We start from the raw sequence: 25,658 nt of genomic DNA, 5'->3' as shown, positions 1-25,658 counted from the left end.
CCAGGGGCGTCACCGCTTCAGGAGTCGTACCGACAGACCTTCCGCCGTATACACGGGTACGGCCCGCAGCTTGTCCGAGTTCACCGTGATGCCGTCGAACTGGCCGCGCAGCGAGGACGCGCTCAGCACCCGCACCGTGGAGCCCGCGACCGGCGGGTGCTCGGCGTCGAACCGCAGGGAGAGCGTGCTGCCCCTGCCGAGGATCGCGCGCCGGGTGACCTCGACGGCGGGCTGGTGGCCCGAGCGGAGCGTGACCTCAAGGGTGGCGGACTGCTGGGTGTAGGCGCCGTGGATCTGCACGGACTCCGAGACCCGCAGCGCACCGCCGAGCACGCTCACGTCACCGTGGCCCAGCGCGTGCGCCGAACCGGCCACCAGCGCACCGGACTTGAGCACGGTCCCGCCGGTGTACGCGTTGTGCCCGGTCAGGGTGAGCGTGCCGGTGCCCTGCTTGGTCAGGCCGCCGCAGCCGTCGATGTCGTTGCGCCAGGCGTCGGCCGCGCCGAAGCCCCCGGCCGCCGCGTCGAGGGAGACGACGACGTCGGACTCGAAGGAGCCGTAACCGTCCGCCGCGGCGAAGAGGTTGAGGCGGCCCCACTGCTCGAACCCGTCGAGCAGGACGTATCCGGACGGCAGCGCGGTCGTGCGCAGGACCTCGCGTCGCTGCGCCGCGTCGAGGTACGGCAGCCGGGTCTCCAGCAGCACCTCCGCGCCCTTCGGCACGGTCAGCGGCTTGTCACGGCCGCTGCGGGTCAGCACGTAGGTGAACTTGGGCTCCACCAGACGGGAGTTGGCGGTCCGGTCCGCGTACGGGTCGGTCGCGGTGGACGCCGAGTGGGCGTACGTGTACAGGGTGTCCGCCGTGGTGCCGGTCTTCGCCTCGAAGTAGGCGAGGGCCTGGGCGCGCGCCGCGGCCTTGACCGTGGCGTTGGCCGGGTCGGCGAGGGTGGCGGCGGCCAGGGCCGTGGCCATGACGCGGCCGCCCATGACGTCGACCGTCGAGTGCATGCCGGCCATGATCCGGGTGTGGCTCAACTCGAAGGTGCGGGTGACCAGTTCCTGGAAGCGCTCCGGTACGGCGTACGCGTAGGCGAGGCCCGCCAGGTGGAAGGCGTTGGTGTGACCGCTGGGGAAGCCGCCGTCGTCCACCGGTGACGTGCTGCGCTGGCGCAGGAGTTGCGGGGCGACGACCACCTTGGAGTCGTAGACCGGGTAGCCGAGCGCGTCGACCTTGCCGGTGTCGACGACCTCGCTCCTCTCGTTCATGCGCCACGGACGCGGGTACTGGTAGGCGTACTTGCCCGGGTTGCCCGACGCGTAGTTGCCGCGCAGCGTGTCGACGAGTTCGGCCACCTTGCCGAGCGCGGAGTCGTGCGAGCCCGCGCCGAGCGCGGAACCGGCGGGCGCGTCGGCCGGGACGGCGTCGTTGATCGTGGTGGCGGGCGTGCCGTCCGGGGCGCTGGTGATCGAAGTGACCGCCAGGGCACCGGACTTGTACAGGTCGGCCAGCGGACCCAGGCCCGCGATCATCGCGTAGCTCTGGTGCTGGCGGTCGTAGAGGAACGCCTCCTTCGCCTGGGCCTCGGTGCGGTGCGTGGTGAGGTCGACGCAGTACCGCACGTTGGCGCGCAGGATCTCGGGCCGCAGCGGGGTGCCGGTGTTCCAGGCGGCGCCGGTCTTCCATATCTGCGCCATGCCGCCGAGGACCCGGACCACGGCGTTGGTCTCGGGCGTCAGGTTCGCCATGACGTTCGTCTTGTAGTCGTCGACGAAGGCGAGCGGAACCGTGGTGGCCTTGGCGTCCGCGGCGGCCAGCCAGCTGACCAGCGTGGGCGCGGCGACCACACCGGCCGAGGCGCCGAGCGAGGTCTTGAGGAAACCACGTCTGTTCACGGCGGGTCGAACGGTATTCGTGCGCTGCCCGGCGGGTGACGGCATGGGTGAGCCTCTCTTGAGTTCTACGGCCGATGAGGCCGGCGAGGTCGTGCGACCAGGGAGGGTCGTGCGATCGGCTGTGGTTCGGGGTGCACCGTACGACGCGGGAAAGCGCATACGTCAACTGGTGCGTACGTGCGAAGATTTACGGCGGACCGTGTCCCGGTGGAGAGGGTTCGGCGGCCACGACATGACCCCCGGGTGAACGGGGGCCGTGCGGTTCACAGGATCGATCGGGCCAATGCCACAGCGCCCTCGACGGGCGGCACTTGGATGGGCCATGGCCGCGCCCCCGGCACCCGCTCGGCGAGCGCGCTGGTGAGGGCGTCGTACAGGAGGGGCTGGGCGAGGACGGTGCCGCCCGAGACCACCACGTCGTCGACGGGTACGCCGCGTTCGGCGAGCCGTACGACGAGTTCGGCGAGGGACGCACCGGCCTCCGCTATCACCTCGCGGGCGAGGAGCGAGCCCGCGTCGGCTGCGGTGAAGACGACACGGGCGTGACGTCCCCAATCGGCCGAGACGTCGGAAGCGCTTTCCAGCGCGGCGCCGAGCGCGGGCACTTCGGCCACACCGAACGCCTCGATGAGTCCCGTCGCGAGTTGGTCCGGAGCCTCACCCCGGTCGTGCGCGGCCCAGGCGGCGCGGGCCGCCTCGCGGACGAGACCGGCGGCGCCCCCCTCGTCACCCAACACCGCGCCCCAGCCGCCCACTTGGAGGCGGCTGCCGTCGGCGAGCAGGCCCACCGCGACGGAACCGGTGCCGGCGACCAGGCCGACCCCCTTGTCCAACCCAGCGGCGGGGACGAGGAGTTCGGCGTCCCCGACGACCAGCGCGGGCACCTTGAGACGTTCCTCCAGCGCGGCACGGATCTCGGCGCACTGGCGGGGGGTCTCACAGGCGTGCCCGCCCACCGCGACCGCGGACGGGCGCGTGTGTGCGGGCAGGGCGTCATGGATCAGCGCGGTGAGCCAGTCGGCGGCGGTCGCGGGGTCGTGCGGCCGCCAGCCGCTGCTCGTACGGATGTGGTCGGCGACGACATCCGCGCCCGCGCACGCGCGCAGATGTGTCTTGGTGCCACCCACGTCGATGCCGACCACGAGGGGCGTGAAGTCCTGCACGGAACCTCTTTCGTCGTTGCGCTGTGCTGCGACGGTTGGGCGAACCGTGTCCGGGGGAACGGCAGTTCAAGCACTAGGGAAGCCCCGGGACGGGCTTCTGACGGACCACGGCAGGCGAGTACCGTGACGTTCGTTAGGAAGTTAACTAACGAAGTACAGTGCGTCAAGAGTCATCGCGAACTCGGTCACGGAGACCATGGCCCGGGCCCGCGTGACATCAGGACGTCCCATCGCCGCATCCCACGGACACCCACCGGGAACGCGGCCTGTGAACTGGGGGAAGTGTGGAACACGTCGTGGCGCAGGCGTCTCGGCTGACCGAGAGCGCGAGTGCGGTGTTCGCGGTGCTGGCGAGAGCCGGCAGCGCGACCCGGCCACAGCTCGCGACCCTGGCGGGCCTGTCCAAACCGACGGTGTCCTCCGCGGTGGTGGAACTGGAGAACGTCCGGCTCGCCGCCCACTCCGGCACCGCCTCCAGCGGCACGGGCCGCAACGCCGCCGTATACCGTCTCGGCCCGGCCGCGGGCGTCGTACTGGCCGTCGACCTCGGCCCCGCCCTCACCCGGGTGCGCGGCTGCGCCCTCGACGGCACCCTGCTGGCCGAGGCCACCGGATCCCGTGAGGACGCCGCCGACGCCGTGCGCGAGGCCCTCGACGCGCTGCCCGTCGGCACCCCGCTGCGTACGGTCGTCGTCGCCGTCGGTGACGTCGCCGCGCGGGACCGGGCGGGCGCCGGCATGCGCCCCGCGACCGCCAAGGCGGGGCCGGTGTTCGACGCCATGACGGTCGCCCTGCCGCCGGGCGTGCCGGTCCATCTGGAGAACAACGTCAACTGCGCCGCCCTCGCCGAACTGCACGAGGGCGCCGCCCGGGGCCGCACCACCTTCGGCTATCTGCGCATCGGCGTCGGTATCGGCCTCGGCATCGTCGTCGGCGGCCATGTGCTGCGCGGCGCGAACGGCGCGGCCGGTGAGCTCGCCCGGCTGCCCTACCCGTGGGACGACGCCGTGGAACCGCGCCGTGAGGCCCTGGAGGACTACGTGGGCGCCCGCTCGCTGCTGCGCCGGGCCGCCGCCGCCTGGCGGGACACCGACGGGCCGTGTCCGGCCACCGCCGACCAGCTCTTCGCCCTCGCCGGGCAGGGGCAGGTCACGGCGGGTGAGCTGGTCCGCCGGCACGCCGCCGACGTGGGCAGACTCGCCGCCGCCGTGGCCGCCGTACTGGACCCGGGACTGATCGTCCTGGGCGGCAGTACGGGCACGGACCCGCAGCTCCTGCCCGGTGTGCGGGCCGAGCTGGGGCGGCTGAGCTGGCCCACCGAGGTGGTCAGCAGCACGGTCGGTGATCTCGGCACCGTGGTGGGTGCGGCCCGGCTCGCGGTCGCCAGAGGAGTCCAAACCGTGACCGATGGTGCGGGGGCGAAGGATTGACGGCCTCCGACTTGGTCTGCCAATGTCCGGACAAGCGCTTTCTAAGTCGGCCGGGACGCCGACTTGGGGTGAGACTTCTCAGCCCGTACGTGACGTACGGCAACCGCACGAGGGTGTGCTTGTGCGGTGACGGCCATGACGGCCGGGGATCTCGCCCCGCGTGGACGACGCGGCCGGGCGAGGCCGCGCCCCCGGAAAGCGACTTTTCCTGCAAAATGCACCCGTGCCGCCTCAGCCGGCGCCGTGCTCCGTCCCCTACGACGAAAAAGGGATCGAAGATGACCACTGTGGGTGTGCGGCGCTCCAGCCGACTCGGCCGCGGCGGCATGCGCCGCCTGGTTCCCCTCGCTGCCGTCGCTGTGTCTGGTGCCCTGCTGCTCTCGGCCTGCGGGTCGGGGTCAGGCTCGGGCGGTAACGCGAAGTCCCTGACGTTCTGGATCTCCACCGTTCCGGGACAGGACGCGGGCTGGAAGAAGCTGGTCGCGCAGTACAAGAAGGAAACCGGCGTCAACGTCAAGCTCGTCAACATCCCTTACGACGGGTACACGACGAAGCTGCACAACGCCGCGCAGGCGAACTCCCTGCCGGACGTGGCGGACGTGCCCGCGCTGGACCCGATCTGGTCGAGCAAGCTGATCGACCTCAAGTCCATCGCGAACAACAAGAGCTACAACATCAACTCCAACTTCCTCGCGAAGGACTCGTCGGGGAAGGTGCTGGCCATCCCCTCGGATGTCACCGCCTCCGGCCTGTTCATCAACAAGTCGCTGTTCGAGAAGGCCGGCGTCGCCGTCCCCGCCTCGCCCGCGAAGACCTGGACCTGGACCGAGTTCATCGCGGCGGCCAACAAGGTCCGCGAGAAGACCGGCGCCAAGTACTCCCTGACGTTCGACCAGTCTCCGTCCCGGCTGCGCGCCATGGTGTACGAGATGGGCGGAAAGTACGTCCACGCGGACTCCTCCGGCAAGTTCTCGGCGGACGCCGCGACCAAGAAGGCCGTGGAGTACTTCGTCGGACTGAACGACGACAAGGTCATGCCGAAGTCGGTGTGGACCAGCGGCGCCGACCCGTCCGCCATGTTCCAGAGCGGTGACGTGGTCGCCTACTGGTCCGGCGTGTGGCAGGTTCCCGCCTTCGCGACGAGCATCAAGAAGTTCGACTGGGCGAGCGTCCCGACCCCCGCCCAGCCGGTGCAGGCCAGTGACGTCAACAGCGGCGGCATGATGGTCGGCTTCAACAACAACGGTGCCGCGGCCACCGCCGCGCAGAAGTTCATGTCCTGGGTGTACGAGCCGAAGAACTACACCGAGCTGGTGGAGACCTCCGGATTCCTCCCGGTCGAGAGCGGTCTGAGCCCGAAGTACCCCTTCAAGTCCGCGGCGGCGCAGGCGGCGTTCAAGCTCTACAACGAGGAGATCCCGCTCTACGCCCCGATCTCGGGCTACTTCAACAACGCGCAGACGAACTGGGTGCTGAAGGGCAAGAGCCTCACCGAGGACCCGACCAAGACGGAGCTCGGCAAGGCGATCAACGGCCAGCAGTCGGCCGACAAGGCCCTGCAGAACATCGTGGACGGCTACAACGCGGCGGTCGGCGGCTGATCGTGGGCCGGCGGGCCGGGCGGCGGGGACACCGCCGCCCGGCCCCGGTCGCCCACGTGATGCCGGGCTCATGACGCGAGCCCACAGCGATCCATTCCACCAGCACGGAAGTCAGGAAGATGACAAAAAGCGCCGCGGACGTGTCCGTGAGGCCGCCCAGGAAACGACGAAGCACCTACACACTCGCGCCGCTCGTCCTCATCGCGGCCAATGTCGTGCTCTTCGCGCTGTTCTTCGTGTGGCCGGCGGTGATCGGGCTCGTCTACTCGTTCACGAACTACACCGGTGTGGGGGCGTTCCAGTTCATCGGGCTGGACAACTACCAGAACCTGTTCGGGGACTCCACCTTCTACGACGCGCTGTTCCGGACGCTGCTGTACGCCGTGCTCGTCGTCCCGCTGAACTTCGTGCTCGCGCTGTTCATCGCCAACCTGGTGGTGAGCAAGCAGGCCAAGGGCGCGTCGGTCGCCCGAGTCGTCTTCTTCATCCCGTGGCTCATCTCGCCCATCGTCGTCGGTGTCCTGTGGCGGTGGCTGTTCGGTGAGAACTTCGGACTGATCAACTACGTCATCGAGAAGCTCGGCGGAAGTGCCGTCCCGTGGCAGTCGAACGCCGACCTGTCGCTGGGCGTCGTGGTGATGGCGGGCGCCTGGTGGGGAACGGCCTTCTCGATGCTGCTGTTCATCGCGGCGATCAAGAACGTGCCCACCTCGTACTACGAGGCGGCCTCGCTCGACGGCGCGGGACCCTGGCGCCAGTTCATCAGCATCACCCTGCCGAGCATCGCGCCCACCTCCTTCATCGTCATCCTGCTCAACACGATCAACGCGATGAAGGAATACCCGCTCTTCGTCTCCCTCAACAACGGCGGACCGGGCACCTCGAACAACCTGCTTGTCCAGTACATCTATCAGACCGGCTTCAACCGGGGCCAGATCGGCTACGCGAGCGCCGCGTCGTTCGTGCTGATGCTCATCCTGATGGCCGTCGCGATCATCCAGCTGATCGTCAACCGACGGGTGGAGAACCGATGACAACCACAGACACGCCGCGTCCGGCCCACGCCGACTCCGTCCGGACCCTCTCCAAGAGGCAGCGACGCAACGTGCGCGACGGCGGGCTCCGGCGCGCGGTACCCGCGACGACACTGCTGTGGATCCTGGCGGCCCTCTACGGGCTGCCGGTCGCGTGGTTCGTCCTCAGCTCCTTCAAGCCGGCGGGAGACCTGTTCTCGCTTCCGCTGACGGTGCTTCCGCACAACCCCACCGTGTCGGGCTACAAGGCGGCGTGGGAGAGCGCCAACTTCTCCCAGTACTTCATCAACACGGCCATCGTGTGCGTGATCACGACGATCCTCACGGTGGGCGTCAGCTGCTGCACCGGGTACGCGCTGGCCAAGTACAACAACAAGTGGCTGAAGTTCTTCTTCCTCTGCATCCTGGCCACCACGATGCTGCCGTCCGAGGTCATGCTCGCCCCGGAGTTCCTGGTCGTCCGCAACCTCGGCCTCTACAACTCCTTCGCCGGCATCATCCTCCCGGCCGTGCTCACCGCGACCGGCTGCTTCATGTTCCGCCAGTTCTTCCTGACGGTCCCCGACGAACTCGTCGAGGCCGCTCGCATCGACGGCGCCCGTGAACTGTCGATCTTCCTGCGGATCATGGTGCCGATCTCCCGGCCCATCATGCTGACCCTCGCCATCCTGTCCTTCCAGTGGCGGTGGAACGACTACATCTGGCCGCTGCTGATGCTGAACGACCCCAACAAGTTCACCGTGCAGATCGGCATCCAGAGCCTCGTCGGCGCGCAGAACATCAACTGGTCGGTGCTGCTCGGCGGTTCGGTCATCTCCATGATCCCGCTGATCGTCATCTTCCTGGTCTTCCAGCGTTACGTCATGAGCGCCGACATCAACGCCGGACTGAAGGACTGACCTTGCCCACCCCGCTCGACCACGATTTCGTCCGCGCGGCGGCCGGCGCCGCCGACCGGGCGGCCGCCCCGCTGGCGGCCGGCCCCGACGAGGAACCCGCCGGTGTGCCGCACCGTGGTCTGGCGCGCCGGGTGAAGACCCTGATCGCGGCCTATCGTTCCCCGGACTCGGCACTGCACGGCAGCGGGCGGGCCGTCGCCGCCGCGACGACCCAGCTGCGCGCCCTGCGGGCCGCGCAGACCGCCACCGGCCTCTTCGCCGGCGGCGACAACGTGCAGTCACCGCCGGACTCCGCGTTCACCATGAACGACGTGTGCGACGCGTACGTCCTCGCCGCGGGCGCGGGGCCGGAACTGCGTGAGGTCACGGCCGCGCTCGCCGACATCGCGGGCGCCGCCTCCGACAGTCTCCTGACCGGTGGCGTGCACACCCCGAACCACCGCTGGGAGCTGTCCGCGGCGCTGGCCCGGCTGCACCGCTCGTTCCCCGACGACCGGCTGCTCGACCGCGTCGAGGAGTGGCTCGCCGAGGGCGTCGACATCGACGCGGAGGGCCTGTACTCGGAGCGGAGCGCCGTCTACGCGTCCCACGTGTCCAACCCCTCGCTCCTGCTGCTGGCCGACGTCCTCGGCCGCGCCGACCTGCGGGACGCCGTCGAACGCAACCTCACCGCGACCCTGGACCTCATCAGGCCGGACGGCACGGTGGAGACCGTCCACTCGCGCCGACAGGACCAGAAGCACTCGTTCCCGCTGGCGCCCTACCTGCCGCACTACCGGCTGCTCGCGATCCGTACCGGCAGGGGCGACTTCAGCCGGGCGGCGCGACTGGCGGCCGCCGGGGGCATCGACGACCCCGACCTGCTCGCCGAGACCATCCTCACCCCCGACCTGTGCCGCGAACTCCCGGCACCGACGCCGGAACGCCTTCCCCGCGACCGCTACATCACCACGGCGCGCCTCGCCTCACGCGCCTCCACCACCGCGCACAGCGTTCTCTACGGCGGCTCGGACGTGCCCGCGCACCGGCGCATCCGCTCGGGCCTCGCCTGCAATCCCACCTTCCTGCGCCTGTTCGCCGGCGCCGCCGTCCTCGACGCGGTCCGCCTCTCGCAGGGCTTCTTCGACCTGGGCCCGTTCCGCGCCGCCGGCATGGAGCAGCTCGCCGACAACCGGTACCGGCTCACCGAAACCCTCTCGGCCGCCTACTACCAGCCGCTCCCGCCGGACCGACGACAGGACGACGGCGCCTACTGCATGGCGGACGAGGGACGTTTCTCCGCCGCGATGGCCTTCCCGGACCGGCCCCAGGACGAGGTCTCCCGGACGACCCGCGTCGACGTGGAGCTGCGGGAGGACGGCGCCGACCTGCGGATCGACATCAGCGGACCACGGGTGCCCTGGGCCCTCGAACTCACCTTCCGGCCAGGGGGAGTTGCAGAGGGCGCCGTACCGATCGCCGACGGCCGCTGGTGCCTGACGACCGGGCCGGTGACCTACCGCGTCGGCGACGACGAGATCCGGGTCGAGGCCACCGTCGAGGCGGGCGAACCCCTCGCGGGGCCCGGCCGGAGCGACGTACTACGGTACGACCCGGGGCAGGACTACACGGTGGTCGGCGGCACCGACGCGACGACAGGCAACCGCCTCTACATCGGTGGAAACGGCCCCCAGACACTGACCGTCGCACTCCGCGCCCGCCGCCCCGCACCCGTCTCATGACCCCGACGACCCACACCATGGCCACCTCAGGCATGAAGGGCTGAACCACCCGTGCACCTCCTCCACCAGCGCGGCCCGCTGCACGATCTCCCGGACACCCAGGAGGCCTACGACGCGGTCCTCGCCGACGTCGTCGAGCAGGCCCTGCGCCGCATCACGCCGGACGGCAACCTCGAACACCCCGACTGCTACGACGACATCGGGGACACCTCGCTCGGGATCACGTCCCTGCTGGCCTTCGCCTGGCAGCGCGGCAAGGACCCCCGCCTGCCGGAGGCGGTACGGCGCAGCCTCGCCTTCCACCTAAGCGAGCGCGTCTACACGGCGGACAACCCCGGCTACCCGAACCTGAAGGTCCGCAACTCCGGTCTCCCGTACGCCCGTTACGTCCTGGAAGCGGGCGCGCACCCCATCGGCGACTGGCCGAGCACGGCGTGGGCCCTCCTCCAGGCGGTCAACGTCCTGGACGCGGCGGACGGACTCGTCGACGACGAACAGCGCGGCGCGCTGGTCGAGTTGGCGCACGGCTACTGGCGCTGGCTCACCGAGGCGACCTTCTTCAACCCGCAGGAGGCCGGCAACCAGGCCATCGGGTGTGTCGTCGGCGGCCTGATGCTGGCCCGCCATCTCCCTTCAGGGGAAGGGGAGTCGGTCCGCACGCGCGCACTCCGTGTGTACGGCGACGAGATCCGCGCCCACCGCGTGAGCGACCGCGGCGCTCTCCTCCCGCCCGAGCACGGCGGCGCGTACGACAACAACTACGGCCCGATCTCCCTGTCGTTCCTCGCGCAGGCCCACATCGTCAGCGGCGAGGACGTCTTCGCCGAGGACGGGGAGGCGCTGGCCCGCTACATCGACGCCCGCCTCACCAACGGCGGCTTCGACAACGGCGGCCCCCGCTACAGCGAACAGCACTCCGCCTTCGAATCGGTCCTCGGCCTGCGCTACTTCGGCAGCCGCATCGGCTCGGACATCGGACGCTACCGGGGCGACAGCCGCTGGGGCCGGCACGCGGTCAAGCCGGACGGGGGAGCGGACGGCCACTTCGCGTGGATGCTGGTCTGGCAGATCCAGGACAGCACACGCTGGCACCGCACACCGTCGACGGAGACGGCGCGCCACCAACTCCGCGCGGGAACCGTCTCGGTGGCCTTCGACGGCAAGATGACCCCGTCACTGATCGAGGCGGACGGCACCTACTACCTGCCCGCGGCCGTGAACCGCCAGCACGGCTTCGGCCCGGTGCTCGACGGCTTCCTGTTCTGCCGCCCGATGGGTGAGGTGCGCGTCCGGGACGTCCGCGCCGAGGGGCTGGCCGCCAAGCTGGTCACCAAGCCGGTCGTCGGCCGCGACCACGTCCTGCGGCACATCCGGTCCCTCTACGTCACCGACGGCACCACCCTGTGGACGACGGTGGCCGTCGAACGGCTCGACGGAGCACCGTACCTGCTGGCCGGGCTGCCGTACGCGGCGGACGAGGGCGACCGGGTGCGCAGGACGGCGGAGGGCGAGGTCGCGTCCGCGGGCGCCCTGCGCCTCACCCACCCGACCGATCAGGGCGCCGACCACTTCGACGCCCGCTCCGAACTCACCCAGCAGGAGGCGGCGTTCGCCCTCGCGGCCGACCCGCGCGGCTACGGCAACCCCGACGAGGGCTGGGGTCACCTGGTCACCTCCACGGCACTGGAGGCCGAACCGGTACCGGGCGCGCCGGAGAACCTGCACGTGTTCGCCGTACGGTACGGCCCCGGAGCGGGGGAGTTCACGGCCGCCTTCGAGACCGGCGAGGACGGTCTGACTCTGACCGTCCGCACGGAGGCGTTCACCGCGGTGATCGGCGACCCGGCGGGCGATTCCGACGCCGAACCGGAGCTGACCCTGCGGGCCTGAGGGCCCCTCAACTGCCTGCCCGCGCCGCCGAGTTCTGCTCCGGCGCGGGCAGTGCGCCGACCGGCACGACCAGGTCCGCCCGGTCCCGGGTCGCCGCCACCAGGTCGGCGTTGCGCTGATCGGTGCCCAACACCCAGGACACGGCGGTCCCGTGGTCCTTGCCGAACTCCTCGTGCCGGGCGACGAGTCGGCGGACGCGTTCGTCCTCGTCGACCTCGCAGAACCACACCTCGTCCAGGCACGGCCGTACCCGTGACCATGAACCCGCCTCCAGCAGCAGGTAGTTGCCCTCCGTCACCACGAGCCGGGCCGTGGGCGGTACCGGGATCGCGCCGGCGACGGGCTGTTCCAGCACGCGCTCGAAGGTCGGCGCGTACACCACCTCGGCGGGCTCCTCGCGCAGCCTCCGCAGCAGTGCCGCGTAGCCGCCCGCGTCGAAGGTGTCGGGCGCGCCCTTGCGGTCGCGGCGGCCGAGGCGGTCGAGTTCGACGTCGGCGAGATGGAAGCCGTCCATGGGGACGTGCGCGACCCACGGTTCCGCGCCGCTCTCGTTCAGCGTCCGCACCAGGCGCTCGGCGAGGGTCGTCTTGCCCGCACCGGGGCTGCCGGCGATACCGAGGACGGCACGTCGGCCCGGGGCGGCGAGCGCGGTGGCACGGGTGAGGAGGTCGTCGAAAGTCAGCGGCACACGGAGAGTGTGCCATCCGTCTCGGTTGCCCGGCCGGGGCGATGATGTGCGGAAGATCGGGGAGTCGACCCAGCAGAGAGACCATGGAGTGGGGGACAGGAACAGGAGCCGTCCATGACCGACGACGCGACACAGATCCGCGCCCTGATCACCGGCTGGGCCGAGGCCGTCCACCGCGGCGACATCGAGGGCGTCATGGCGGACCACACCGAGGACCTCGTCATGTACGACGTCCCGCCGCCCCACTCCGGCATCCACGGCCTCGCCGCCTACCGCGCCACTTGGCCGCCGTTCTTCGACTGGCAGGCCCAGGGCGCCTGTTTCGACATCGACTCCCTCGACATCACGGCCGGCACGGATGTCGCCTACGCCCATGCCCTGCTCCGGTGCGGCACCCCCGAGGAGTTCGCCGCATACCCGGCCCTGCGACTGCGGCTCACCTTCGGCCTGCGCAAGGAGCGGGGCCGGTGGCTGGTCGCGCACGAACACCATTCGTTCCCGCACGACTGACGCACGACTGACGTACGACCGACTTCGAAAGGGCGCTCAGGTCGACTTGCTGATCAGCTCGTCGGCGACCCAGTGCGCGACCTCGGCGGGGTAGGGGGAGGACAGTCCGAGCACGATGTGGTGGAAGCCCGCGTCGAGCGCCTCGCGGATCGCGTGCCGGGTGGTGTCGGGCCTGTCGTAGGAGGCGGACAGGTGGATGGAGCGGGTGATCGAGGAGGGATCGCGGCCGGTCTCGGCGCAGTAGCGGTCGAGGAGTGCGCTGCGGTTGATGGCGTCCTCGATGTCGCCGCCGGGGATGTTCCACAGGTCGGCGTGCTCGGCGACCACGCGCAGGGTCGCGGACGAGCGTCCGCCGATGAGGATCGGCGGGTGCGGGCGCTGGACGGGCTTGGGGTTGCCGAACGCTCCGGTGAGGTGGTGGTGGGTGCCGTGGAAGTCGAAGGGTTTCTCCTCGGTCCACAACCGCCGGATCACCGTGCATGCCTCGGCGAGGCTTGCCACGGCGTGCGCGGAGCCGTGGAAGGGGAGGCCGTGCGCCTCGTACTCCCGCCTGGCCAGCGGGTGATCGGGGCGTGAGCCGACGCCGATGCCGAAGTCGAGCCGTCCCCCGGAGACGATGTCGACGGTCGTGGCGATCTTGGCCAGCATCGCGGGCGGCCGGAAGCGGTTGCTCGTCACCATCACGCCGAGCCGCAGTCGCCGGGTCCGCGCGGCGAGGGCGGAGAGCAGCGTCCAGCCCTCGAAGGCCGGGCCGTCCGGGTCGCCGCCGATGGGCATGAGGTGATCGAAGAGCCAGGCGTGCTCGATCTCCGGGACGGTGTCCGCCTCGCACCAGACGCGGAGCAGGTCGGGGTAGTCGACCTGCATGGGGGCGGTCATGATTCCGAAGCCGGGGCGGGGTGTGTGGGGCATGGTGCCGTCCGTTCTTACGCACTGCGTGGTGGCGGGCATGGCTTGGTCGTCCGGCTTCTGCTCTGGCATCATGAGCAAGCGGAACGAGGTTCCGGAAAACGATACGGAACACTGTTCCGTTTAGCAAGCTCCCATGTGCCGAGCAAGTTCTAGTGGTGGAGGAAACCGCGCGGTGAGTGACAACGAGGCAGCAGCGGGCGGCGCGGTCCAGTCCAAGCGGGCCGACGCCCGGCGCAACAAGGAGACCCTCCTCGACGCCGCCGCCAAGGTCTTCGTCGCGTCCGGTGTCGACGCGCCGGTGCGCGACATCGCGCGCGAAGCGGGGGTCGGGCTCGGCACGATCTACCGCCACTTCCCGACGCGCGCGGACCTCGTCATCGCCGTCTACCGGCACCAGGTCGAGGCCTGCGCCGAAGCCGGCCCGGCGCTGCTGGCGAACAGCGCCACGCCGTACGCCGCGCTGCGCGAGTGGATCAGTCTCTTCGTCGACTTTCTGGTCACCAAGCACGGACTCGCCGCGGTGCTGCGGTCCGACACCGCCGGCTTCGAGGCGCTGCACACCTACTTCCTCGACCGTCTCCTGCCCGTGTGCGCCGAGCTGTTCGACGCGGCGGCCGCCGCCGGTGAGGTCCGGTCCGATCTGACCGCCTACGAGGTCATGCGCGGCGTGGGGAACCTCTGCGCCGGCGCGGAGGGCGACGACCGCTACGACGCGCTGCGCCTCGTCGACGTCCTCGTCGCGGGCCTGCGTCTGTCCCGCTGACCGAGTCGCCGCTGTCTCGTTCATGCGCAGGTAGCCAGAGCGTCACTTGTTGCTCATCCCGTCCTGAGACGTTCCCTCTGTTGGAAAAGTTGGCTATACAACTTTGAGAGAGAGTGGTGACGATGTCACCATCCGTAGAGGAACTGCCGCTCACCTGGCTGCGGGACAACTGCCCCTGCCCCCGGTGCCGCGACCCGCGCAACGGGCAGAAGCTGTTCCAGATCACCGAACTGCCCACAGGCCTCGCGCTGGAAGCCGTACGGCGGACCGCCGACGGTGTCGAGGTCGACTGGGCGCCCGACGGGCACCGGTCCGAGTACTCCGCGCAGTGGCTGACCGCCAACCGGCCCGAGAGTGGGGGCGGTTCCGGGGACCGGCGTGGCGAGAACGGCAAGACCCTGTGGTCCGCCGCGGACCTGAACGGCCTTCTCCCTGAGGCGAGTTGGGCGGAGTACCTGGGCGATCCGGTGGCCAAGGCCCGGGTGCTGGAGTCGGTCCTCGGGCTCGGCTTCGCCCTGCTGCGTGCCGTACCGTGCCGCGAGGGGCAGGTGCTGGAGGTGGCGGAGACCTTCGGGTACGTCCGTGAGACCAACTACGGGCGGCTCTTCGACGTACGGGTCGAACCGGACCCCAACAACCTCGCCTTCACCGGCGCCAGGATCACCCCGCACACCGACAACCCGTACCGCGACCCGGTGCCCACGCTCCAACTCCTGCACTGTCTGGCCAACTCGGCGGTCGGCGGCGACTCCGGACTGGTCGACGGGTTCAAGGCCGCCGCGCTGCTGCGTGCCGAGGACCCGGAGGCGTTCGCCGTCCTGACGCGCACTCCCGTGCCGTTCCGCTTCGGCGACGCGCGCACCGAACTGGCCGCCGACCGGCCGCTGATCGACGTGGACGGCCGGGGCCGGATCCGTGAGGTGCGCTTCAACAACCGTTCCATCGGCACCCTGTTGCTGCCCGCCGACGAACTGGAAGCCTTCTACCGGGCCTACCGCACCTTCGCCGAGATCACCCTGCGCCCCGAACTCCAACTGGAGTTCCGGCTGTTGCCCGGCGACTGCCTGATCTTCGACAACGTCCGGCTGCTGCACGCACGGACCGCCTTCGAGGAGAGCGGTGCCCGTCACCTCCAGGGCACCTACGCCGACCTCGACGCACTGGCCGGCACCTTGGCCGTACTGCGTCGCGAACGGGCCGTAGCCGCAACGGAGTTCGTGGACGAGGTGGCCGAACTCTTCGCGGGCGAGGGTGCGGGCGCCTACCTGGGGGAGGAGGTCACGATGGCGCAGCACATGCTCCAGGCGGCGGTGCGTGCCGAGGAAGCGGGTGCGTCCGACGCGCTGGTCGCCGCCGCGCTCTTGCACGACCTCGGGCACTTCCACGGGCCGGTCAGCGGTGCGGAGTTGATGGAGGGCACCGACAACAGGCACAGCCACACCGGGGCGGACCGGCTGGCCGAGTGGTTCGGCCCCGAGGTCACCGAGCCGATCCGGCTGCACGTGGCGGCCAAGCGGTATCTGTGCGCGGTCGAGCCGGGCTACTTCGGCCGGCTCTCGCAGGCCTCGGTGTACACACTGGAGGTGCAGGGTGGTCCGATGTCTCCAGCGGAGGTCGCCGCGTACGAGGCGAACCCCTACGCGGCGGACGGGGTCGCGGTGCGCCGCTGGGACGACGAGGGCAAGGACCCCGAGGCACCGACCCCGGACTTCGCGCACTTCCGGCCGCTGCTCACGGCCCTGCTGCGGAAGGACTGACCAAGACCTCTACCCCAAGGACTGGCTCAGGCGTCGTCGGCCGGGCGGCGGGCCAGCGAGCCGGACGCGGCCGAGCTGTGCACGGTGAAGGCCACGGTCTCCGGGAGATACCGGTCCTCGGACCATTCGACCGGTGTGCCCGCCGGATCGGTGCTGCACCGGCGCTCGCGCAGCAGCGGGTCGCCGGGCCTACAGCCGAGCAGCCGGGCGTCCTCCTCGTCGGCCCGGCACAGGTCGATGGTGTGCTGGGCGTCCGCGATCAGCACGCCCGACTCCTCCAGAGCCACGGTGTGCGACACGGTGTCGGGCGGCAGCTCGGCGATCAACTCGCCCACGGCGGACGGGTATACGGTCCGCTCGATCATCACGGGCCGCCCCGCGAGGGTGCGCAGCCGCCGTACCTCGTAGATCTCCGCCCCCGCGGGCAGGCGCAGTTGCTCCCGTTCGGTCGCGTCGGCGGGGCGGGTCTCCACGGTGACGGTCCGGCCGCCGGGTTCCTCGCCCGTCGAGCGGGCCCAGCGGGTGAAGCTGAGGAGTTCCCCGAAGCTCTGCGGGCGGGGGGTGCCGATCACGACCCGACGGGTGCCGCGCCGGGAGGCGATCAGTCCCTCGGTGCGCAGGAGGGCCATCGCCTGGCGGACCGTGCCCCGGGAGACGCCGTACCGTTCGGCGAGGTCGCCCTCGGCGGGCAGTCGTCCGCCGGAGCCGTAGCGGCCCTCGCCGATCTCGCGGCCGAGGTCGGCCGCGACCTTCCGGTACATCGCCGGGGGTCTCCCCGTGCCGGCCGGGCCGTCCGTCACCGCGCGCCTCTCCCAGGTCCCGAGGCCGTCAGTCGTTCTCGGCGCTCTCGGCGTTCTTCTTGTTCTTGATCCGCTCGGCTTCCTTGCGGACCTCGGCCTGGGTGGCGCGCTCCTTCTCCAGCCACTCGGGGCCGTCCTCCTTCAGGGCCTCGATCTGCTCGGTGGTGAGGGGCTCGGTGACCCCGCCGCGGGCGAGACCGGCGATGGAGACGCCGAGCCTGGCCGCGACGACCGGGCGCGGGTGCGGGCCGTTGGCGCGCAGGTCGCGCAGCCACTCGGGCGGACTGGCCTGCAACTCGTTCAACTCGGCGCGGGAGACGTCACCCTTCTGGAACTCGGCGGGGGTGGCCTCTAGGTACACACCCAGCTTCTTCGCCGCCGTGGCGGGCTTCATGGTCTGGGCGGTCTGCTGCGACTTCATACCGTCAAGAGTATCGACCGCGTTCGAGACCTCCGACCACGGCGGGTAACCTTGCGGGGTGACAGGCTCGGAAGCATCCCCCACGTTCCGGCTCGCGTACGTCCCCGGGGTGACGCCCGCCAAGTGGGTGCGGATCTGGAACGAGCGCCTGCCCGACGTCCCCCTCGTCCTCGTACCGGTCCCGGCCGGCGAGGCAGCTGATGTACTGCGGCGCGGCGAGGCCGACGCCGGACTCGTGCGGCTGCCGGTCGACCGCGAGGTCTTCAGCGCGATCGCCCTCTACACCGAGGCGACCGTGGTCGTAGCGCCGAAGGACCATGTGGTGACGGCGGCCGACGAGGTGTCCCTCGACGAACTCGCCGACGAGGTGGTCCTCCACCCCCTCGACGACGTCCTCGACTGGGAACAGCCGCCGGGGGAGCCCGCGTTCGAGCGTCCCGCGACCACCGAGGACGCCATCGAACACGTGGCGTCGGGCATCGGCATCCTCTACGTCCCCCAGTCCCTGGCCCGGCTGCACCACCGCAAGGACCTCACCTACCGGACCGTCGTCGACGCCCCCCAGTCGGACGTCGCCCTGTCCTGGCCCGAGGACGCGACCACCGAACTGGTCGAGGACTTCATCGGCATCGTCCGCGGCCGCACGGTCAACAGCACCCGGGGTCGCACTCCGACGCCTCCCCAGCCGAAGACGAAGGCGAAGCGCGCCGAAACCCCCGCGCGTCGCAAGCCCGCCGCCGGAAAAGCGACCGGCAGGACCGGAAACACCGGCAAGAACCCCCGCAGCTCCTCCGGTGGCGCCAAGGGCACCAAGCGCGGCAAGCCCCGAGGCCGCTGACAGCCGACAGCCGACGCGGTTCGCTCAGGCCGACGTCGACACCGGCGCCCGCTGGAGCACTTCCGTCAGCATCCGGAACAGCTCGTCGGTCGCGCCGGGCGCGGGCAGCGCGCCAAGGGTGGGGACGGCTGACGTGAGGGGTCACCGGCGTGGGGCGGAGCCGTCCGCGACACCGTGATCCAGCGGATGACGGCACGGTCGGTGGAGCTCAACGCGCGGACGGGCAGGGCGCGTTCGGCGCTCAGGACGGCGTGGGCCAGGGCTGATCGCCGCGAGTGGCACCGACGGCTGCAACCGAGGAGGGAGAGACCTCGAACCTCATCCGGCGCCCCCGGCCAGCAGATCGCGCAAGGCCCTCTCCTCATCGGGACGCAGACCGGTCACGAACTGCTGCAGCGCGGCGATCGGGTCCGGGCCTCTGTTCAGCGCCTCGTGCATCGCCTCGGCGGTCAACTCGGCCGCGTTCTTCGCCGGCCGGTAGGCCCCGCGCCGCCCGTCCGCGTCACGCAGGACGAGCCCCTTGTCGTAGAGCCGCTTGAGGATCGTGTGCACGGTGTTGTAGGCGAGCGCGCCCGCGATATCGGCCTGGATCTCGGCCGGTGTCAGGGGGCGGTCGGTCGCCCACAGTGAGGCGAGGACCTCGCTCTCCAGCTCACCGGCGCTGCGCCGCTCCGCCCGGACCTGCGGGTCTCTGCCAGCCATGGCGCTCACCTTACAGCGTGTAGGGCGGGACTTGCCTAGTGCCGGCGCTCTGACCAGGCGCTTTTGCCTGGTTGGGGTCGATCGGTGTGCTTGGGGGCTTCCTGCTGCTATCTGGGAGTTCCCGGGAGTTCCGGTGGAAGTGTGCACGGGTTGTGCACTGGTCGTGGCGCGGGCGTTGGTGCTTGATGCCCGGCACGGGATCCGCTCCTGGTTCGGATCTTGGTGAGTGGGGGTCCACTTCCACAGGCAGAGGACCTGCGCTTCGGTGCGTCGGAAGTACCCGGCAACGGGACTATCCCTGTGGGTCCGGGGAGCAGAGGGCGGGCGACCAGGCCGCGCACTACTGGCTGACCCGGCATCAGCACGCTCTGACCCACGCTCTCGACGGTCTTCTCGACACTGAAGCGGGCCTGTAGCTGCCGCTGCTCCGCAAAAGTTGCCGCGGATCGACTCGCGTGGCTCGTCGGTCAGTCGGGTGTCTCGGCCGAGTCGGCGGGCTGGGAGTCGGTGGCCGGAGCGGACCGTTCGATGTCGTCGGTGGTCGCGGCCCAGCTGGCCAGCAGGTTCAGGGCGTCCTGGGTGGGTGAGTGGGGTTCGGGGGTGTAGGTGAGGAGGAACCGGCTGGGGCCGTCGGGGAGTGGGAACGTCTCGAAGGGCAGGTCGAGGTCGCCGACGACCGGGTGGTGGAGGAGTTTCACGCCGGTGGTGTGCATGCGGACGTTGTGGGCGGCCCAGCGACGGCGGAATTCCTCGCTGCGGGTGGACAGTTCCCCGATCAGGTCGGTCAGCCGTCGGTCGTAGAGGTCGCGGCCGGCTTCGGCGCGCAGCATGGCGACCGTGTCGCCTGCGACTTCGTCCCAGCGGCGGAAGAACTCGGTCGCGTGCGGGCTGAGGAAGACGAACCGGGCGTTGTTCGGCGGCCGTGCCGGGTCGGCGTAGACCGGGGAGAACAGGGCGCGCCCGATGTGGTTGGCGGCCAGGATGTCCCCGCGTCCGCTGAGGATGAACGCGGGTGTGCCGGCCATCGAGTCGAGGACGCGCTGCACCGCGGGCCGGACCCGTTGCTGGGCCGGGCGGCGGCGCGGCGGACGGGTCGTGCCGGCGCCGCGCAGGAGGTCGAGCAGGTGGATGCGCTCGGCCTCGTCGAGCTGGAGTGCTTGCGCGATGCCTTCGATGACGCTCTCGGAGACGCCGGTGGCGTTGCCGCGCTCCAGCCGGGTGTAGTACTCGCTGGAGATGCCCGCGAGGAGGGCGACCTCCTCGCGGCGCAGCCCGGTGACCCGTCGGCGCTCTCCGCCGTAGAGGGGCAGTCCGGCCTGTTCGGGGGTGACCCTGGCCCGTCGCGTGCCGAGGAATTCCCGGATCTCCGCGCGGAAATCATCTCGGATGTCGCGGTTGCCGCCTTGTGGGTCGTTTCTGCCTGCCATGCGTTTCACTCTACGAGTGCTTCCGCCGGGGTGGGGGTCCCTGTCAGTGACCCCCTCAGCAGGGACTCCCACGCGCGCGTGACAGGCGGTTTTGTTGGTGGTGCACCGCCCACGGCGGTGTGAACCGTCCGGACAGACGGTGCTTGTGCCGCCGGTCCGAGCCCCCTCTGTAGCGCTGTCAGCGCCACATGCCCCCCCGGCATACAGCGGGTGCCGGATCACGGCGCCTGAAAGGAACCCCACCCATGAGCAAGGTCATTCTCGTCACCGGTGCCGGACGCGGTCTGGGCACGGACATCGCCCGCGAGGCCCTTGCCGCAGGCCACCAGGTCGTCGCGACCGGCCGCCGCCCCGAAGAGGTCGAGAAGACCCTCGGCGGGCCGCAGGACGATCTGCTGGTCACCAGGCTCGACGTCACCAGCCCGGAGGATGCCGAGGCCGCCGCGCAGGCAGCCGTCGACCGCTTCGGCCGCATCGACGTGCTGATCAACAACGCCGGGAACCTCTTCACCGGCTACTTCGAGGAGATCTCGCCCGCGCAGATGCGCCGGCAGTTCGAGACCAACCTCTTCGGCCCGATGAACGTCACCCGCGCCGTCCTGCCGATCCTGCGCAAGCAGCGCGCCGGCCACATCATCACCATCACCTCGACCGCCGGGCTGGTCGGCATGGAGTTCACCTCCGCCTACGCCGCCTCCAAGTTCGCGGAAGAGGGCTGGATGGAGTCCCTGCGCCACGACGTCGAGCCGTACAACATCCACACCACCATCGTGGAGCCCGGCTACTTCCGTACCGAACTCCTCGTGGACGGCTCGACCAACTGGCCCGAGCTGTCCATCGACGACTACGCCCCGCGCACCGCCCCCAGGATCGAGGGCATGAAGAGCATGAACGGCCGGCAGCCCGGCGACCCCGCCAAGCTCGCCCGCGCCCTGCTCACCATCGCCGGGCAGGACAAGCCGCTGCCGCGTTTCGTCGCCGGTGCGGACGCCATCGAGGCCGCCGAGGCCAAGGCGAAGGAACTCCTCGCCCAGGCCGAAGCCTCCCGCGAACTGGGCGGCAGCCTGGCCTACGACGACGACACCCACGCCTGAGCACCATGCCCCGGCCGAGGCCGGCAGCCGCCCGTTGCACCTGCTGGCACTGAGCAGCTCCCCGGGCAACGGCGCCGCGCCAGCGCCGCGCGGACCACCCCAGCACGGCCCACCAACTGGTGGCACACCCCCCCCTGACCATGACCACCGACCGGCCTGACGGCCGTCACGACAAGGAGTACCTGATGAAGCACGTATCGCTGGGCGGGCTCGATGTCTCCCGCATCGGCCTGGGAGCCATGACCATGGCCGGCACCTACACCACGGGCGGAGGACTCGACGACGCCGAGTCGATCCGCACCATCCACCGGGCGCTGGACCTCGGGGTCACCCACATCGACACCGCCGAGATCTACGGCCCCTTCCACAGCGAGGAGCTTGTCGGCAAGGCCATCAAGGGCCGGCGCGACGACGTCGTGGTGGCGACGAAGTTCGGTCTCGTCTCCCATTCCGGCGGCGGCCCCGGCGTCATCGACAGCAGCGCCGGCAACGTGAAGGCCGCGGTCGAAGGCTCGCTCCTGCGGCTGGGCACCGACCACATCGACCTCTACTACCAGCACCGCGTCGACCCCAACACCCCCATCGAAGAGACCGTCGGCGCGCTGGCCGAGCTGGTCGCCGAGGGCAAGGTGCGCCACATCGGCCTCTCCGAGGCCGGTCCCGAGACGATCCGCCGAGCGCACGCCGTGCACCCGGTGGCAGCGCTCCAGACCGAATACTCCCTGTGGACCCGTGACGTCGAAGCCGAAATCCTCCGGCTGCTGCGCGAATTGGGCATCGGATTCGTGCCCTACTCCCCGCTCGGGCACGGCCTGCTGACCGGGCAGATCCGCACCGTCGACGACTTCACCGACGACGACTGGCGCAAGACCAACCCGCGCTTCACCGGCGAGAACTTCCAGCGCAACCTGCGCATCGTCGACGAAGTACAGGCCATCGGCGCCGAGATCGGCGCCACCCCGGCCCAGACCGCGCTGGCATGGCTGCTGACCCGCGGCGACGACATCGCCCCCATCCCCGGAACCCGGCGGGTTACGCGCGTCGAGGAGAACACCGCCGCCGACGCCGTCGAGCTCAGCGCCGTACAGCTCGACCGCCTCAACAACCTCACACCGGCCGCGGGCGAACGCCACGACGAGACGAACATGGCCAGCATCGACCGGTGATCTGACGCCGTGGCGACTTGCTGATCCGTCGCACTCGACCGACCTGCATCCGTTCACCCACTTCACTGATCACTGAAGAGGTTTCTCGTCACGTCCAAGGTTCTCCTTGTCGTAGGTCACCCCGACCTGTCCCAGTCGAAGGCCAACAAGGCCCTGGTGGACGCCGTCCGCGATCTGGCCCATGTCACCGTGCACGACCTCTACGCCGTCTACCCCGACTTCCAGATCGACGTCGCCGCCGAGCAGGCGCTGCTGGCCCACCACGACGTGATCGTCTTTCAGCACCCGGTGTTCTGGTACACCACCCCTCTGCTCAAGCAGTGGCAGGACAAGGTCTTCACCCTCGGCTGGGCCTACATTGTGGACGGCTCTCCCTCGCAGCCGGCCGGCAAGAAGGCCGTCGTCGCCGTCACCACCGGCGTCCCCGCCGACCACTACACCCCCGAAGGCGCCGACCAGGCCATCATCGTGACCCTCCTCAGCAACTGGCACGCGAGTCTGCGGCTGTGCCAGTTCGACATCCAGCCGATGGTCAAGCTCTACGGCACCGCCTTCGGCCTTTCCGACGAAGACCTGGCCACCGCGGTCAAGCAGTACAACGAACTGCTCGCCTCCTTCGCCGCCTGACCGCGCTCTCACAACGACAGCCGCTCTCGCCGATCGCGACACAGCGGTGCCGTGCCCCACCGTTCTCCGGTCGCTCTTCGCCGTATCGGCGCCAAGCGGCCGGAGATCTGTATCGGCGGCGACCGTGTCGTGAAACAGCGACCGCTCGTCGCCGAGCGCCGTCGGCGCGGTGGAGCTGGCTGGAGCACCGGACGTGACTACTTGCCATCGACCCACGACCATCGTATGGTCGTACGAACGTAAGGCATACGAACGTAAGGCAATCAAAAGGAGTCAGTGATGACGACAACTCGGCCGGTCGCGCTCGTGACAGGTGCCTCATCGGGGATCGGCAAGGAGACGGCCCGCGCCTTCGCCGCGGCAGGTTTCGAGGTGATCGGAACCGGCCGCAAGACCTCCGGACTCACCCCGCCCGCCGGGGTGACATACCTCGATCTCGACGTCGCCAGTGACGACTCGGCCACCGCCGCGGTCGGAAAGGTGATCGACCGGTTCGGACGCATCGACGTCCTGGTCAACAACGCGGGCATCGGCTCGGCCGGCGCCGTCGAGGAGAACTCCGTCGCCCAGGCCCAGAACGTCCTGAACATCAACGTCCTCGGTGTCATCCGTATGACGAAGGCCGTCCTGCCGCACATGCGCGCCCGGGGTGGCGGACGCGTCATCAACATCTCGTCCGTCCTGGGCCTGGTTCCCCAGCCCTACATGGCGCTCTACGTCGCCGCGAAACACGCCATCGAGGGCTACTCCGAGTCCCTGGACCACGAAGTCCGCGAACACGGCATCCGCGTCCTCCTCGTCGAACCCGCCTATACCAAGACCAGCTTCGACTCCAACGCCGCACAGCCCGACACCCCGCTGCCTCTGTACGCGGAGCGACGGCGCGTCTTCGACGAGGTGATCGCGGATGCGATGAAGGCCGGCGACGACCCCGCGGTCGTCGCCAAGGTGATCGTCACGGCGGCCACCGACAAGAAGCCGAAGCTGCGCTACGCGGCCGGCCCCCTCGCCACGCGCATGAGGACGCTGCGCCGCTTCGCCCCCGCCATCACCTTCGACAAAGGCATCCGCAAATTCAACCGGATGCCCGCCTGACATCCCGGTACGGCTTCAGGGTGCGCCGATTCCGCCTGGATGTCTCCGGTGTACCCGACATCACTGGCTTCCCTGATGTCGCCGAAAGCCCATTGATCAGTCGCTCGTTGATTTGCCGAGGAGAGTCATGCAGCAGCAACGGCAGCAAACGGCCCGGCGCGGTGCCTCGGGCGCAAGGCGTTTCCTGAAGAGGAACGTCGGCATCGCGCTGGCGGTCATCGTGACGGCGGCCGCCCTGGTGTCGGCGCCGTCCGCGTCCGCGTGGACGGGACACTCGTACAACAAATCCGTTGTCACCGACGTACGGACCGCGGCGAAGTTCGACTTCGCCGCCGGAGAGATCCCCGAGAACATCACCGTCAACCCCGACGGCTCGGTGACCCTGTCCTTGCTCGGCAGTTGCGCGGTGTGCGAGCGCACGCACGGTCCGGAGTTGATGCGTATCTCCGCGTCCGGACAGCACACGGTGCTCGCCACCGGGCAGGTGGGTGAGGCGATCAGCGGCAACACCCGTGGCAGTGACGGCACTATCTACTACAGCGTGTGGGCCCCGGGGAACGCGGCCAGGAACGGCGTGTACAAGCTGCTTCCGGACGGTGCCCCTCAGCGCGTCGCCGCTCTGCCCGCCGACGCGGGCCCCAACGGGCTGGCCGTCGGCCCGGCCGGACGCACCCTCTACATCGCCGACAGTCTCAAGGGCATCATCTGGTCCGTTCCCGTCTCGGGCGGATCGGCGACCCCCTGGCTGACCGACGCCGCTCTCGCGCCGGTACCGACCGAAGCCCTGCCGATCGGCGCCAACGGGCTCAGGTTCCACAACGGCGCCCTGTGGATCAGCAACTTCAACAAGGGAACACTGCTGCGGGTACCGGTCACCGCCACCGGCACGGCCGGTCACATCCGCCAGGTCACGGGCGGCCTGCCCAACATCGACGACCTCAGCTTCCTGACCCCCCGCTCCGACGTGGTGTTCGCGGCGCAGAACGGCTCCTCCTCGAACAACGGTCCGGACAGGGGCGTGGTGATCTACCCGGACGGCAGCTACAAGCCCGTCCTGACCAGCGCGGACGGTCTCGCCTCGCCCTCCGCGACCGCGGTCCGTGGCGACCGGCTGTACGTCACCGACGGCGGGGTCCCCGAGCCCCACGACCCGAAACTCCAGACAGCGAGGATCAACTTCGCTGCTCTCCTTGCCCACGCGGCACACTGACTCGCCCAGGGCGGTAT

23 protein-coding genes are annotated in these 25,658 nt (G+C 70.1%); 15 read left to right on the top strand and 8 right to left on the bottom strand.

From position 1 onward, the window contains the following. Positions 1 to 9: 9 nt before the first annotated feature. Both OG714_RS05875 and OG714_RS05870 read right to left on the bottom strand, forming a co-directional pair. Positions 10 to 1,938 (bottom strand): phosphatase PAP2 family protein, encoded by a 1,929-nt coding sequence (locus tag OG714_RS05875; protein WP_406119026.1) that lies wholly within the window; start codon positions 1,936 to 1,938, stop codon positions 10 to 12. A 218-nt stretch (positions 1,939 to 2,156) separates the two neighbouring features. After that, positions 2,157 to 3,056, bottom strand: coding sequence for an N-acetylglucosamine kinase (locus tag OG714_RS05870; RefSeq protein ID WP_406119025.1), 900 nt, complete (start codon positions 3,054 to 3,056; stop codon positions 2,157 to 2,159). A 296-nt stretch (positions 3,057 to 3,352) separates the two neighbouring features. On the opposite strand from OG714_RS05870, the gene OG714_RS05865 reads away from it, so the two are divergent. The 6 genes from OG714_RS05865 (at position 3,353) to OG714_RS05840 (ending at position 11,631) form a co-directional block, all read left to right on the top strand. Continuing rightward, a complete protein-coding gene (locus OG714_RS05865; RefSeq protein WP_406119023.1) occupies positions 3,353 to 4,486 on the top strand; it encodes an ROK family protein in 1,134 nt (377 codons plus the stop codon). A 278-nt stretch (positions 4,487 to 4,764) separates the two neighbouring features. After that, entirely contained in the window at positions 4,765 to 6,087 is a 1,323-nt protein-coding gene (locus tag OG714_RS05860; RefSeq protein ID WP_406119022.1) for an ABC transporter substrate-binding protein, read from the top strand. A gap of 119 nt (positions 6,088 to 6,206) precedes the next feature. Further along, positions 6,207 to 7,121 carry a carbohydrate ABC transporter permease gene (locus OG714_RS05855; RefSeq protein WP_406119020.1) on the top strand — a complete coding sequence of 305 codons (915 nt, stop codon included), beginning with the start codon at positions 6,207 to 6,209 and terminating at the stop codon, positions 7,119 to 7,121. After that, positions 7,118 to 8,020, top strand: a complete 903-nt coding sequence (locus OG714_RS05850; RefSeq protein ID WP_406119019.1) for a carbohydrate ABC transporter permease — start codon at positions 7,118 to 7,120, stop codon at positions 8,018 to 8,020. Before OG714_RS05855 ends, OG714_RS05850 begins: the two co-directional genes overlap by 4 nt. A gap of 2 nt (positions 8,021 to 8,022) precedes the next feature. Then, positions 8,023 to 9,741 carry a hypothetical protein gene (locus OG714_RS05845; protein ID WP_406119017.1) on the top strand — a complete coding sequence of 573 codons (1,719 nt, stop codon included), beginning with the start codon at positions 8,023 to 8,025 and terminating at the stop codon, positions 9,739 to 9,741. 51 nt (positions 9,742 to 9,792) lie between these two features. Then, positions 9,793 to 11,631 (top strand): hypothetical protein, encoded by a 1,839-nt coding sequence (locus OG714_RS05840; protein ID WP_406119015.1) that lies wholly within the window; start codon positions 9,793 to 9,795, stop codon positions 11,629 to 11,631. A gap of 7 nt (positions 11,632 to 11,638) precedes the next feature. Here the strand turns inward: OG714_RS05840 and OG714_RS05835 are convergent, their stop codons facing one another. Next, entirely contained in the window at positions 11,639 to 12,319 is a 681-nt protein-coding gene (locus tag OG714_RS05835) for a nucleoside/nucleotide kinase family protein (protein WP_406119013.1), read from the bottom strand. Between the two features lie 114 nt (positions 12,320 to 12,433). Between OG714_RS05835 and OG714_RS05830 the strand changes: the two genes are divergently transcribed. Continuing rightward, on the top strand, positions 12,434 to 12,829 hold the full coding sequence (locus OG714_RS05830; protein WP_406119011.1) for a YybH family protein: 396 nt from the start codon (positions 12,434 to 12,436) through the stop codon (positions 12,827 to 12,829). A 36-nt stretch (positions 12,830 to 12,865) separates the two neighbouring features. On the opposite strand, the gene OG714_RS05825 is transcribed toward OG714_RS05830, so the two are convergent. Then, positions 12,866 to 13,741, bottom strand: a complete 876-nt coding sequence (locus OG714_RS05825; protein WP_406119009.1) for an LLM class flavin-dependent oxidoreductase — start codon at positions 13,739 to 13,741, stop codon at positions 12,866 to 12,868. Positions 13,742 to 13,913: 172 nt separating this feature from the next. Here OG714_RS05825 and OG714_RS05820 point away from each other — a divergent pair, with 172 nt between their 5' ends. Together OG714_RS05820 and OG714_RS05815 are read left to right on the top strand one after the other, a co-directional pair. Continuing rightward, positions 13,914 to 14,504 (top strand): TetR/AcrR family transcriptional regulator, encoded by a 591-nt coding sequence (locus OG714_RS05820; RefSeq protein ID WP_406119008.1) that lies wholly within the window; start codon positions 13,914 to 13,916, stop codon positions 14,502 to 14,504. Positions 14,505 to 14,626: 122 nt separating this feature from the next. Next, positions 14,627 to 16,261, top strand: a complete 1,635-nt coding sequence (locus OG714_RS05815) for a TauD/TfdA family dioxygenase (protein WP_406119007.1) — start codon at positions 14,627 to 14,629, stop codon at positions 16,259 to 16,261. 26 nt (positions 16,262 to 16,287) lie between these two features. Here the strand turns inward: OG714_RS05815 and OG714_RS05810 are convergent, their stop codons facing one another. Continuing rightward, positions 16,288 to 17,022 (bottom strand): GntR family transcriptional regulator, encoded by a 735-nt coding sequence (locus OG714_RS05810; RefSeq protein WP_406119005.1) that lies wholly within the window; start codon positions 17,020 to 17,022, stop codon positions 16,288 to 16,290. A 67-nt stretch (positions 17,023 to 17,089) separates the two neighbouring features. Beyond that, on the bottom strand, positions 17,090 to 17,482 hold the full coding sequence (locus OG714_RS05805) for a DUF5997 family protein (RefSeq protein WP_406119003.1): 393 nt from the start codon (positions 17,480 to 17,482) through the stop codon (positions 17,090 to 17,092). A gap of 58 nt (positions 17,483 to 17,540) precedes the next feature. Here OG714_RS05805 and OG714_RS05800 point away from each other — a divergent pair, with 58 nt between their 5' ends. Next, positions 17,541 to 18,320, top strand: a complete 780-nt coding sequence (locus OG714_RS05800; RefSeq protein WP_406119002.1) for a LysR family substrate-binding domain-containing protein — start codon at positions 17,541 to 17,543, stop codon at positions 18,318 to 18,320. A 318-nt stretch (positions 18,321 to 18,638) separates the two neighbouring features. On the opposite strand, the gene OG714_RS05795 is transcribed toward OG714_RS05800, so the two are convergent. Further along, on the bottom strand, positions 18,639 to 19,022 hold the full coding sequence (locus tag OG714_RS05795; protein WP_406119000.1) for a BlaI/MecI/CopY family transcriptional regulator: 384 nt from the start codon (positions 19,020 to 19,022) through the stop codon (positions 18,639 to 18,641). 467 nt (positions 19,023 to 19,489) lie between these two features. After that, a complete protein-coding gene (locus OG714_RS05790) occupies positions 19,490 to 20,449 on the bottom strand; it encodes a helix-turn-helix domain-containing protein (protein WP_406118998.1) in 960 nt (319 codons plus the stop codon). A 245-nt stretch (positions 20,450 to 20,694) separates the two neighbouring features. Here OG714_RS05790 and OG714_RS05785 point away from each other — a divergent pair, with 245 nt between their 5' ends. The 5 genes from OG714_RS05785 (at position 20,695) to OG714_RS05765 (ending at position 25,641) form a co-directional block, all read left to right on the top strand. Continuing rightward, positions 20,695 to 21,543, top strand: coding sequence for an SDR family oxidoreductase (locus OG714_RS05785; RefSeq protein ID WP_406118997.1), 849 nt, complete (start codon positions 20,695 to 20,697; stop codon positions 21,541 to 21,543). 185 nt (positions 21,544 to 21,728) lie between these two features. After that, complete coding sequence (locus OG714_RS05780) at positions 21,729 to 22,709, top strand: aldo/keto reductase (protein ID WP_406118995.1); 981 nt, start codon at positions 21,729 to 21,731, stop codon at positions 22,707 to 22,709. Positions 22,710 to 22,781: 72 nt separating this feature from the next. Next, entirely contained in the window at positions 22,782 to 23,336 is a 555-nt protein-coding gene (locus OG714_RS05775) for an NAD(P)H-dependent oxidoreductase (RefSeq protein ID WP_406131726.1), read from the top strand. A gap of 279 nt (positions 23,337 to 23,615) precedes the next feature. Beyond that, on the top strand, positions 23,616 to 24,431 hold the full coding sequence (locus OG714_RS05770) for an oxidoreductase (RefSeq protein ID WP_406118994.1): 816 nt from the start codon (positions 23,616 to 23,618) through the stop codon (positions 24,429 to 24,431). 127 nt (positions 24,432 to 24,558) lie between these two features. Then, positions 24,559 to 25,641, top strand: a complete 1,083-nt coding sequence (locus tag OG714_RS05765) for an SMP-30/gluconolactonase/LRE family protein (RefSeq protein WP_406118993.1) — start codon at positions 24,559 to 24,561, stop codon at positions 25,639 to 25,641. Positions 25,642 to 25,658 lie beyond the last annotated feature (17 nt).

It is taken from the genome of Streptomyces sp. NBC_00989 (assembly GCF_045162655.1).
In the GTDB taxonomy this organism is placed as follows: domain Bacteria; phylum Actinomycetota; class Actinomycetes; order Streptomycetales; family Streptomycetaceae; genus Streptomyces.
The sequence above is the reverse complement of the archived record's forward strand: the minus strand, read 5'-3'. Positions and strand labels throughout refer to the sequence as shown.